This window comes from Cuspidothrix issatschenkoi CHARLIE-1 (assembly GCF_002934005.1).
Lineage (GTDB): Bacteria > Cyanobacteriota > Cyanobacteriia > Cyanobacteriales > Nostocaceae > Cuspidothrix > Cuspidothrix issatschenkoi.
On the sequence record NZ_PGEM01000083.1, the window covers coordinates 57,544 to 68,477 of the forward strand.

11 protein-coding genes and 3 pseudogenes are annotated in these 10,934 nt (G+C 35.1%); all 14 read right to left on the reverse strand.

Annotation, left to right across the window (positions count from 1 at the left end; genetic code table 11):
* Positions 1–19: 19 nt before the first annotated feature.
* Entirely contained in the window at positions 20–1,891 is a 1,872-nt protein-coding gene (gene asnB / locus CUN59_RS12485; protein ID WP_104388155.1) for an asparagine synthase (glutamine-hydrolyzing), read from the reverse strand.
* Between the two features lie 138 nt (positions 1,892–2,029).
* The gene (locus tag CUN59_RS22335) at positions 2,030–2,164 is read right to left on the reverse strand and encodes a hypothetical protein (protein WP_279327302.1); all 135 of its coding nucleotides are present in this window, start codon (positions 2,162–2,164) and stop codon (positions 2,030–2,032) included.
* A 13-nt stretch (positions 2,165–2,177) separates the two neighbouring features.
* Positions 2,178–3,320 carry a DegT/DnrJ/EryC1/StrS family aminotransferase gene (locus CUN59_RS12490; protein ID WP_104388156.1) on the reverse strand — a complete coding sequence of 381 codons (1,143 nt, stop codon included), beginning with the start codon at positions 3,318–3,320 and terminating at the stop codon, positions 2,178–2,180.
* The gene (locus CUN59_RS12495) at positions 3,313–4,329 is read right to left on the reverse strand and encodes an NAD-dependent epimerase/dehydratase family protein (RefSeq protein ID WP_104388157.1); all 1,017 of its coding nucleotides are present in this window, start codon (positions 4,327–4,329) and stop codon (positions 3,313–3,315) included. The genes CUN59_RS12490 and CUN59_RS12495 overlap by 8 nt, the downstream gene beginning before the upstream one ends.
* 3 nt (positions 4,330–4,332) lie before the next feature.
* Positions 4,333–5,454, reverse strand: coding sequence for a DegT/DnrJ/EryC1/StrS family aminotransferase (locus CUN59_RS12500; RefSeq protein WP_165790191.1), 1,122 nt, complete (start codon positions 5,452–5,454; stop codon positions 4,333–4,335).
* Between the two features lie 5 nt (positions 5,455–5,459).
* Positions 5,460–6,041, reverse strand: a complete 582-nt coding sequence (locus CUN59_RS12505; protein ID WP_104388159.1) for an acyltransferase — start codon at positions 6,039–6,041, stop codon at positions 5,460–5,462.
* Position 6,042: 1 nt separating this feature from the next.
* Positions 6,043–7,038, reverse strand: coding sequence for a Gfo/Idh/MocA family protein (locus tag CUN59_RS12510; protein WP_104388160.1), 996 nt, complete (start codon positions 7,036–7,038; stop codon positions 6,043–6,045).
* A gap of 58 nt (positions 7,039–7,096) precedes the next feature.
* Positions 7,097–8,407 carry a nucleotide sugar dehydrogenase gene (locus CUN59_RS12515; RefSeq protein WP_104388161.1) on the reverse strand — a complete coding sequence of 437 codons (1,311 nt, stop codon included), beginning with the start codon at positions 8,405–8,407 and terminating at the stop codon, positions 7,097–7,099.
* 180 nt (positions 8,408–8,587) lie between these two features.
* A pseudogene (locus tag CUN59_RS22020) lies at positions 8,588–8,875 on the reverse strand (ABC transporter permease); the annotation flags it as partial.
* Positions 8,857–9,006: pseudogene (locus CUN59_RS21100) on the reverse strand (Uma2 family endonuclease); the annotation flags it as partial. The pseudogenes CUN59_RS21100 and CUN59_RS22020, both read right to left, overlap by 19 nt.
* A gap of 9 nt (positions 9,007–9,015) precedes the next feature.
* Positions 9,016–9,222: a hypothetical protein gene (locus tag CUN59_RS12530; RefSeq protein WP_104388163.1), complete on the reverse strand. Its 207-nt coding sequence runs from the start codon at positions 9,220–9,222 to the stop codon at positions 9,016–9,018.
* Between the two features lie 46 nt (positions 9,223–9,268).
* Positions 9,269–9,649, reverse strand: coding sequence for a hypothetical protein (locus CUN59_RS12535; protein ID WP_104388164.1), 381 nt, complete (start codon positions 9,647–9,649; stop codon positions 9,269–9,271).
* Positions 9,650–9,831: 182 nt separating this feature from the next.
* On the reverse strand, positions 9,832–10,599 hold the full coding sequence (locus CUN59_RS12540; RefSeq protein WP_104388165.1) for a Uma2 family endonuclease: 768 nt from the start codon (positions 10,597–10,599) through the stop codon (positions 9,832–9,834).
* 132 nt (positions 10,600–10,731) lie between these two features.
* Positions 10,732–10,934 (reverse strand): annotated as a pseudogene (locus tag CUN59_RS22025) (RNA-guided endonuclease TnpB family protein); the annotation flags it as partial.

Consider the following 10,934-nt stretch of genomic DNA (forward strand, 5'->3'; position numbering starts at 1 on the left):
AAATAGTTTGATAAACACTTTATAAAAACCTTTCACACCAATTCTCTACATTTAATAACGACCAAATCAACAGTCTTCTATTTTGTTTACCTGTTAAATGTTCACTGACTAGCTGCTGTATTGCCTCCCGATTTAAAAACTCATATATATTTGCTTTATCATTAAATATGATCCGACGTACATAGTCAATACTTTCTCCTTTAAACCAACTACCATCGGGAGCAGAAAATCCCTGTTTAACTGCATTGGTTATGGTTGAGGGAATATAATTTTCCATCACTTTCCTTAACAAGAGTTTTCCATCTTGAGTTTTTTGGAAATATTTAGCGGTTTTTGGACCTGGTTCATTTTCATTGAGTCTAGTGACTTGTCCTAGATTACCTAACTTTAATTTTACAGGAACTTTCATCGCAAAGTCCACTAAATCATTATCTAAAAAAGGAACTCTTGTTTCTAATCCATGAGCCATACTTAGTTTATCATCCATAACTAATAAGCCATGCAAAAAAGTTTTTGCTTCAAAATATAAAGAATGATTAATATAGTCTTCTGGACGAGTAAATTCTTGTAAATGAACGGCAAACACATCCTTAAATATATCTTTGGTGTTAATGTGACTCACCTCATGCCAAACTGGTTTTAATGCTTGAGCGATTATTTTATTGGGTATTAAACGATGCCAAAAATTATAATATTTGTCAATATAATGATCAAAATCATCATTAATTACTGCCCGATAATAACGCCAAGGATAACCGCCAAAAAGTTCATCTCCTCCTGCACCTGCTAAAACAACTTTAACAAATTTACTGGCTAATTGTGCTATATAAAAATTAGGATAACTTTGTCCCATTCTTGGTTCTTCGAGATGCCAAGTTAATTTAGGTAATATTCTCTCCATATCTCCAGCTTTTAAAACCATTTCGTAATGTTCAGTTTTACATAAATAAGACATATATTCAGCTTTTTCTCGTTCATCATAAGCTAACTCTAACCCTGACGCTGAATGTAAATCAAAACCACAGGTAAATGTTTTCAAATAGGGTAATTCATTAGATGCGATCGCTGTAATTGATCCTGAGTCTATTCCACCACTTAAATAACTTCCTATGTCCACATCACTAATTAATTGTCGGTTAACTGCTTGACAAAATAAGCGATCAAGTTCTTCTAAATATTCTTGTTCATCTTGAGGTTGATCTGGTTCGTTAAAATAATAATCCCAATATCTGTTTAGTTTGATAAATTTTGATTCAAGGGATATCTTAATAAATGTGCCTGACGGTAAAAGTTTAATCCCTTTAAATAGAGTTGTATCAGTAAAAAAATTCTGGAAAGTAAAATACTCTAATAAAGCTTCTTTATCTATTTCTATTTTATAATTAGCATGGGCTAAAATTGCTTTAATTTCTGATCCAAAGAGAAAAGTATTTCCTTGTTGAGTATAATATAAAGGTTTCGTTCCATAGCGATCTCTTGCCAAAAATAACTCTTTTTTTTGCTTATCCCAAATAGCAAAAGCAAACATCCCATTAAATCTAAGTAATGCATTTTCTCCCCATTCTACATAAGAATAAAGGACAACTTCTGTATCAGTACGAGAGTGAAATTGATAACCTAATGATTCTAATTCAATTTTTAATTCTTGATAATTATAAATTTCCCCATTATAAATAAGAACATACCGTCCATTTTTAGTAATCATGGGTTGATGTCCCGCAGGGGATAAATCTATAATGGCTAAACGACGATGTCCTAAACCGATACAACCATCAATATAAAAACCTTCTCCATCAATTCCACGATGAGCGATCGCTTCTGTCATTTGATGAAGAATCACAGTTGATATAGGCTTTTGATTGAGGTTGAAAATTCCTGTTATTCCACACATTATTTTTTTTGGGACACCACTGTAATCCCTGATTCTTGAATATTCATATGTTTAATACTGAGATTAGCCATTTCACAAAATGACATAACTTCTTCCGGGGTATGGCGGTGACAGTTTAGAGGTCTGAACCAGTCAAAGTTAACGTGATTCATAAGTATCTCGTTTTGACCATTTAAAAGCAAAAGTATCTTTTGTTTGTTCTTGAGTCAATGAATAATCTTGTTCAACGGTAGTATTTTCCTTAATAATTCCTAATCTTTGTAAAGCAGACATTGTTATTATCCTCCTAAATAGTTTTTAAAATTTGAACAGTATACTCATAATCTTCTGATTCCATTTGATTGTGTAAAGGAATAGCCATTGAAAAATGATCACAATCCCTTGCTTTTGGATAATCTTCTGATTTAAAACCAAATTTATTTTGATAATATCCTAATAAATGAATAGCATGAGTCCCAGGACGGGTACTAATGCCTTTTTGTTGCAATATTTCCATTATTTCATTACGAGTTTTGGGCGCTTTGGTTTCATCAATATAACATACATAAGATTGCCAACCATGACTATAATTTTGTGGTACTTTTGGTGTTTTTAGCCATGATATGTCTGCCAATTCTTGAGTGTAAAATTCAGCCCATTGTTGACGTTGTTTAATAAATTGATCTAATTTACTTAATTGTACTAACCCTAATGCTCCTTGTAAATCAGTCATCCGATAATTAAACCCTAATAAATTAAATTCAGGTAATATATAGGGTTTGTTTCCTAAATGTCTTTGTTCTTCAGAAATACTTGCTCCATGATTTCTTAATACTCTAATTTTTTCAGCTAAATTGTCATTATTAGTGGTAATCATTCCTCCTTCCCCTGTAGTTATGGACTTACGAGGATGAAAAGAAAATGCACCAGCATCTCCTAAACTTCCGGCTGAACGACCTTGATAAAAACTTCCCGCAGCACAAGCCGCATCTTCAATGATAGCAACATGAGGAGCGATTTTTTTAATACTATCTATATCAGCACATAAACCAAATAAATGAACAGGAATAATTACTTTAGTTTTTGCTGTTAACTTGGCATAAATTTGTTTAATATCTATATTAAATGTATCGGGGTCAACATCAACAAAAATAGGTTTTGCCCCACAATGTAGCACTACATTAGCAGTGGCGACCCAAGTAAAAGCTGGTACAATTACTTCATCTCCTTCACCAATTCCTAAAGCTATTAAGATTAGATGAAGTGCGGTAGTACAGCTAGTTGTAGCTATGGCGTGTTTTACTTGATGCCGTTTGGCAAAAGCTTGTTCAAAAGCTGCTACTTTCGGTCCTTGAGTTAACCATCCTGTCATTAGAGGTTCTCGTAAAGCTTGCCACTCTTCCTCACCAGCAGAAGGTGTAGAAATTGGGATGTTGCGTTTTTCAATCATTTCCTATACCCACTTGATTACGTCTTCTTGCTACTTCTTCCTTATGACTATTACGCCACTCAATTAGTTTTTTGATCCCATCAGTGAGTTCAACATCCGCTTTGAACCCAATTTCCTCTGCTGCTTTTTTCGGACAACCAACCCGATTTTTGACAAAAGTTTGTCCACCTGGTTCATACTGAATTTTTAAATCAGAACCAGTAATTTCTAAAATGAGTTCTGCTAATTCCTTAATTGTCGTCTTGACACCTTTGCCTACATTGTAAAAGCTATCAGTCACATTAGATTTCATTGCACATACATTAGCTTTGGCACAATCTCCCACATAAACAAAATCATAAGCTTGAGAACCATCACCATAAACAACTGGAGGTAATCCCTGATCCAAACGATCCAAAATTTTCATAATCACGGCTATATAAGCACCCCGATAATCTTGACGTGATCCATACACATTCATATAGCGTAAACCAACATAATCAAAATGTTTTTCCGTTCCCTTATAACGATGATAAAGAGCGCGGCACATTTGTTCACCTGCAACTTTAGTTGCACCGTAAAAATTGGTATTGTTATATGGGTGGTCTTCTGTCATTGGTTCTGCTACTGCATCCCCATAAACAGATGCTGAAGATGAGTAAACTAGTCTTTTTACGCCATTATTAATACACGCTTCCAAGACATTAAATGTACCACCAATATTGACTTCAAATGCAGAACGAGGGAAATCCCAGCAGTGCAGCAGCCACAACGCTGCAAAATGGAAAACTCCATCAATATCTTTCATAGCTTCATTCAAAATATCACGATGCAGTAGTTCCCCACCTAGGGGAAAAATATTAACACGAGAGTCTTTTAATGATTCAATAATATTCCCTAGACTACCTCGTGTAAAATTATCATAGATGCGAATTTCCGCTACATCTTCTTGTAACAGGCTATCAACCGTGTGCGAACCTATTAAACCGGCACCACCAATAACAAGAAACCGTTTTCCTTTGAGATCCATTCCTCAAACCTCATTATTCAATGCTTGTTCAACGGTTGCTACTACTTGCTCAATAAATGACTGTTCCATCTCCGGCCAAATTGGCAAACTCAGCACCTCACCAGTTAGCATATCACTCACTGGATTTTTAGGATACTTTTCTTTATAAACTGGCAATTGATCTTGGGGAATAGGATAGTAAACCATAGTGCTAACCCCCTGTTCTCCCAGATATTTCTCTACTTGCTCACGCTTACCATCTAAAATCCTAATTGTATATTGATGAAATACATGACCATCAGTAATTTCAGGAGTAAGTACACCTGTAATATCTGCTAATAGATGATTATAGGTTTTAGCCACTCCACGCCTACCTTCATTCCATTTATCAATATAGGGTAATTTAACCCGTAAAATTGCTGCTTGCAAGGTATCTAAACGAGAATTATAACCCAAAACCTCATTATGATATTTCTTTTTCGCTCCATGTACCCGCAACATTCTGGCAATTTCTGCTACTTGATTATCATCGGTAACAATTAAGCCACCATCACCATAAGCCCCTAAATTCTTAGAAGGAAAAAATGAGTACGCCCCTATATGACCAATCGTACCTGTGTGTTTACCATTAATATGATCAGAATTATAGTATTTAGCACCAAATGACTGAGCGCAGTCTTCAATCACTTTTAACCCATACTCACTAGCAATTTCCATAATTGCCCCCATTGCAGCCGGATTACCATAAAGGTGAACTGGCATAATGGCTTTAGTACAAGATGTGATTTTAGACTTAATTGCCTCTGGATTAATATTAAAAGTATGAGGATCTATATCGGCAAATATTGGCGTTGCACCTACATTACTAATTGATTCTGCGGTAGCAAAAAAGGAAAAGGGTGTAGTAATAACTTCATCCCCATTACCAATTCCCAAAGACCTTAACCCAATTACTAGAGCATCTGTACCAGAGTTGACGGCGATCGCGTGTTTAACTCCTAAATATCCAGATACTTCTTGTTCAAATAGTTTCACATCTGGTCCCATAATAAACTGGCCAGACTCTAAAACGCGCTCAATAGCCGCGTGAATTTCTTCCTTAATAGAGTTATATTGAGGTTTTAGATCAAGGACGGGAATTTTCATCAGGTTTATACAATCCTTTTAACTTCTGTTGCTGATACTTGTTGATACTTTGTTTGGGTTGAGTCAGTAGCGTAGCCATCCCCATCAAACTCTAACACATCCCCATAGGCACTCATCCAACCAATAATTTTGGCAGGTACTCCAGCTACCATAGCATAGGCTGGTACATCTTTTGTTACCACAGCGCCAGCAGCAACAAAGGCATTTTCATGTAAAGTCACACCGCAAACAATAGTAGCATTAGCGCCAATACTTGCACCTCTTTTTACCAAAGTTTTGTGATAATCATTACTGGTATTGCGTGGAAACTCACATCTTGGTGTTTTGACATTTGTAAACACCATACTAGGACCACAAAAAACGTAGTCTTCTAAAATTACTCCCTCATACAAGGAAACATTATTTTGGATTTTACAGAAATTACCAATAACTACATTATTAGCAACTAAAACATTTTGTCCAAAAACACAATTTTCCCCTATTTTGGCTTTACTTAAAACATGACAAAAATGCCATATTTTCGTACCTTTACCAATCTCAGCACCTTCATCTACATAAGCCGATTCATGGACAAAATATTCAGTCAATTTACACCTCCTTGGGATCAATAATTTTGCCTTTAGATTGTAGCGATATTTGTGCCGCTTGTAAAACTGTTAAGACATTGATTCCATTGTCCACATCTGTTACAGGAGTTTGTCTGGTTTGAATACAATCTAAGAAATGCTGACATTCTAATTTAAGAGGTTCATTTTGCTCAACAGCAATGGGAGTATGAGATTTCTTCTCTAAAATAGGAATACCATTTAATACTGTAATTTGCTGATCGTATAGGACGAGTTTAGCATCTTTAGAAACATCATCAAATACTAAAGTACCAGCATCACCAACTACTACCAGACGGTGTTCTTTAAAGGGATGAAGCCAACTTGCAAAAACATGAGCTTTCACATTTTGGCTAAACTCTAAATTAATCACACAGAAATCTTCTACTTGAGTTACATTAGCACTACCAAACGCTTGCACTGTATGAGGAATTTCTCCCAAAAACCCTAAAATCATACAAATATCATGGGGGGTAAAACTCCATAACACATTTTCTTCCGTGCGAATTTTGCCAAAACTCAAGCGGTTAGAATAGATATATTGAATTTTGCCAATTTTACCATCAGTGACAATCTGGCGTAGTTTTACCAAAGCAGGATGATATTCTAGAAGATGTCCAACCATCAAAATCTGATTACTTTGATTAACGGCAGATTTAATATCAATTGCATCTTGTAGATTTAAAGCTAAAGGTTTCTCTACAAATACATCCTTTCCTGCTGTCAATGCCTGTATTACCAAATCAAAGTGAGTAATTGCAGGAGTAGCAATCACCACTCCTTGTATATCTGGATTTGCTAATACTTCAGCAAAATCTGTTACTCCTTCGACATTAAACTTTGTTGTTAATTCCGTTAAAGTTTGTTGATTCGCATCACAAATTAACCGTAATGCGCCAAGTTCAGAAAAATTACGAACTAAGTTTTTTCCCCAGTATCCTGTACCGATAACTGCTATATTTTGATTATTTTCAGACATTGCTAAACTTATATACCTCTGTATTTTGTAGATTTTTTTAAATTGAAGGAATTGAACATTAAGCAGTTACAGTATTTTTACTGACCAACCCTTTTCTTGCCAAAATATGTCTTGTATCCACAATTAAAGTAGCGTGATCTGAAACTAATTGATAATCTACATCATCGTGATCTGTCACAATAATAATTGCATCAGAACTTTCTACCAATTCTTTAGTTAATGATAGAGATTTCATATCAATTTCAGGGTAATGACGATGATGTGAACAGGTTGGTGCATTAGGATCATGATATTCCACAATTGCACCTTGACGTTTTAACAGTTGGATAATCTTTAAAGCTGGACTTTCACGTTGATCATCTACATTTTTCTTATAAGCAACGCCTAAAAGCAGTATACGTGAATTTTTCAAAGATTTTCCTTGGTTGTTAAGACTTTCTACCAGTCTACCTAATACATAATAAGGCATGGAATTGTTTACTTCCCCAGCCAATTCAATAAACTTCATGGATAAGTCATATTCTCGCGCTTTCCATGTCAAATAAAAAGGATCAATGGGAATACAATGTCCTCCCCAACCTGGTCCTGGATAAAATGCTTGAAACCCAAAAGGTTTAGTTTTTGCAGCTTCAATTACTTCCCAAACATCTATATCCATCCTTTGGAATAATATTTTTAGTTCATTCACTAAAGCAATATTAACTGCTCGATAAGTATTTTCTAAAATTTTAGTTGCTTCTGCTGTTCTAGTTGAAGAAACTGCTACTGTTTGGACAATAATTTGATTGTATATATCTACTGCAACTTCAAGACAATTTGCAGTCATTCCGCCTACAACTTTAGGAATTGTCACAGTAGAATATTCGGAATTTGCAGGATCTTCTCTTTCTGGAGAATACGCTAGAAAAAACTCTTCTCCTACTATTAAACCTTTGCTGGTTAATATTGGTAGTATTACTTCATCTGTTGTACCAGGATAGGTGGTACTTTCTAATACAATTAATTGCCCTTGTCTCAAGCATTTAGCGATCGCTTGGGTGGTATCAATAACATAAGTTAAATCTGGTTCTCTATGCAAATTAAGAGGGGTAGGTACACACACAATTAATACATCAGCTTCGTGCAACCTATTCATATCAGTAGTTGCACTAATTAACTTATTACCTAATTTCTCAGAAGGAATATGACGAATATAAGACCGTCCTTGAATAATTTTCTCGACTTTGTACTTATCTACATCAAATCCAATCACAGAAAACCCTTTTTCAGCAAAAGCTGTTAAAAGTGGTAATCCAACATATCCAAGCCCAATAATACCTACTTTTCCTTGTTTGTTAGCTATTTTTTCTTTTAGTTCTTTTAAATACATACTTGACACCTTTAACACCTAAAAAAGATTTATTTTCCAATACGACTACATACCATAACAGAAATTACGCAATTTACATAAGGTATTTGGCGAAAACCAAAAATACTCAGGAGCTATAAATTGGTTTTGATACAACTGTTTTTTTAAATTCCCTATCTACCACAAAGAAAAGGCCATCTAGGGAAGTAACCCAGTAAATATCCATAATCCAAAGGTAAGGTTATTATCTGGTAAACCATGTAAACTGTTTAGTTTGACTTTCAGTACAATAGAAAATACATAAGTATAAATTAGTAGTTATGTAAGTTGATTTACGAGTAGCCATAAATTTCCCAACACTGATCCTTTATACCTTACTTCCAAGTCTCGACGAACTAAAATCCTTAATAGATCAAATTTAGTCCACCATTTTTCATGTAGTGGCAAAATACGTCTGAGTTTACCTGCTTTACGTATAAATGTCTTGATTGTAGGTATTGTTTCAACACTTCTAAAGTAGTTAAAGTTGCGTAGAGATGTATGTAAGTTTCTGCCACGGGTTCTCCATCAGCACTAGGATATTCAATGGTGACATCAGTTAGGTTTATTGTTGTAGTCATCATTTTCTCCTAATTTACACTATCAGGATCTACACCGAGCGATCGCAATTTTTCTGCTAGTTTATCAGCTCGTTGACGTTCATTTTCAGCTTTTCTAATTTCTTCTAAATTAGCTTCTTCTGGTGTAGGAACTAATCTGCCTTCAACAGTAAAATATCTTAACTGATCTTCCCAAATTCCTAAGTATAAACCTATTTCTGTAGAAACTAACGTCACCTTATGCCTTCGGCACTAAAATCTAAAATTCCCGGTCAATTGTCAATTAATCAAATATTTCTAATCTTTCAATAATGAACCATTCGTGATACAAAATTGCTAGAAAGAAATTTTCATTTTTCAGACGGTCACAAACTGCCATAAAGCCTGAGAAGAAAGGGTCATCTTCATAAGTAGTATCAGATAAAAATAGTGTAAGTGATTTTTTATCTTCAGCCCAAATAGAACGGATTATGGAAATATTGGAATGATGAGATTTATCCACTGGTAATAATACTGAATATCCATCAATTTCCATAAATTCCGGTTCTTCATATTGCAAAACAGATGACCAATTTTCTGGTCCTTCATGTTTTTCAATAATTCTATCCCACCTAACCAGTTTGATTTTTTCTAAAGTTTCAAGTGATATATCTGATAGTTTCATAGGTTTTATTTAGGGTTTTCTTTGCTGCTTGAGAAAATTTGACTATTCCCAGAATCTATAGGTTCTTAAGATAAACAGAACGATGATAACGGTTTGAATCCATTCATGGCACTAATGAGATCGTCATGAGAATAGATTTCTGGTGTGATACTTGGGTAAATCCTATCTCTTTTAAAAAGAAGTTACAAACTATCAGGTTCAATACCTAACTCTTTTAACCGTTGAATCAAAATTGCTACTTTTGCCTCCGCTTCATCAGCCCTTTGACGTTCAGTTTCCGCCTTTTGGCGTTCAGATTCAGATTTTTGACGTTCAATTTCTGCTTGTTGAAGGGCAATTTCAGCTTTTCTAATTTCTTCTAAATTAGCTTCTTCTGGTGTAGGTATCAATCTCCCCTCAACGCTAAAATACCTCAATCTATTTTCAAATATTCCTAAATATAAACCTAATTCCTGACTCCAGTACCAGCCATTTTCCGAAGGAGCAATACTTTCGTATTCATTTCCTACTAATCTCCAACCTACTAATTCTAAGGTATCTGGGGAAAACCAAAAATATTCAGGAGTCCTAAATCGGTTCTGATATAGCTCTTTTTTTAGTCCTCTGTCTACTTTAGATGTAGAGTCAGAAAGTAGCTCAATAATCAAATTTGGATATTGACCATTTTCTTCCCATATTACCCAAGAAGCACGGGGACGTTTTTGGGTGTCTTTGACTAGAAAAAAGTCTGGGCCTCTAAAGTCTCTATTTTTTAACTGTTGTCGGCTATAGTAAATACTCAGATTTGCACCAATAAAGAAATCTTCTCGATCACGCCATAACCATTCTAAACAAGTTACTAATATTAATAGTTGTGTATAATGTAAGGAGCTTTCCATTTCTGGTTCGTCGCTGAGTAGTTCCGTACAATCTGGCATTAATGCTTCTATTTCTTGTGCGGTTAAAGCCATATATTTGATGAGGATAAGTTACTATCTTTGGTTAATTATAAACTATCAGGATTTACTCCGTGGAATTAAGTAGATAGACGAGGGAAAACCAAAATGTGTAAAGCAATGTTAAGAGGAGGGATAATTGGTGAACTACCCACACTGACTTGGAGTACCAAGTACAGTGTGGGCTTCTGTACTCACGGGGGAGTGCCGCAACTTAGACTTTCGCCCAAGTTTTGGTCTTATCTCCCCTCCTACAGCAGAGACGGCTGCACCTTCCGCCTTTATAATTCTGATACCCTCTGTCCTAATATTTATCGCTGCATTTCCATCTCTATCATGATGAGTACCAC

What these genes read in the sequence shown, in the direction of transcription:
- asnB (WP_104388155.1), bottom strand. Translation starts at nt 1,891, where the DNA reads ATGTGTGGAATAACAGGAATTTTCAACCTCAATCAAAAGCCTATATCA.
- CUN59_RS12490 (WP_104388156.1), bottom strand. Translation starts at nt 3,320, where the DNA reads ATGATTGAAAAACGCAACATCCCAATTTCTACACCTTCTGCTGGTGAG.
- CUN59_RS12515 (WP_104388161.1), bottom strand. Translation starts at nt 8,407, where the DNA reads ATGTATTTAAAAGAACTAAAAGAAAAAATAGCTAACAAACAAGGAAAA.
- CUN59_RS12510 (WP_104388160.1), bottom strand. Translation starts at nt 7,038, where the DNA reads ATGTCTGAAAATAATCAAAATATAGCAGTTATCGGTACAGGATACTGG.
- CUN59_RS12495 (WP_104388157.1), bottom strand. Translation starts at nt 4,329, where the DNA reads ATGGATCTCAAAGGAAAACGGTTTCTTGTTATTGGTGGTGCCGGTTTA.
- CUN59_RS12500 (WP_165790191.1), bottom strand. Translation starts at nt 5,454, where the DNA reads ATGAAAATTCCCGTCCTTGATCTAAAACCTCAATATAACTCTATTAAG.
- CUN59_RS22335 (WP_279327302.1), bottom strand. Translation starts at nt 2,164, where the DNA reads ATGTCTGCTTTACAAAGATTAGGAATTATTAAGGAAAATACTACCGTT.
- CUN59_RS12535 (WP_104388164.1), bottom strand. Translation starts at nt 9,649, where the DNA reads ATGAAACTATCAGATATATCACTTGAAACTTTAGAAAAAATCAAACTG.
- CUN59_RS12540 (WP_104388165.1), bottom strand. Translation starts at nt 10,599, where the DNA reads ATGGCTTTAACCGCACAAGAAATAGAAGCATTAATGCCAGATTGTACG.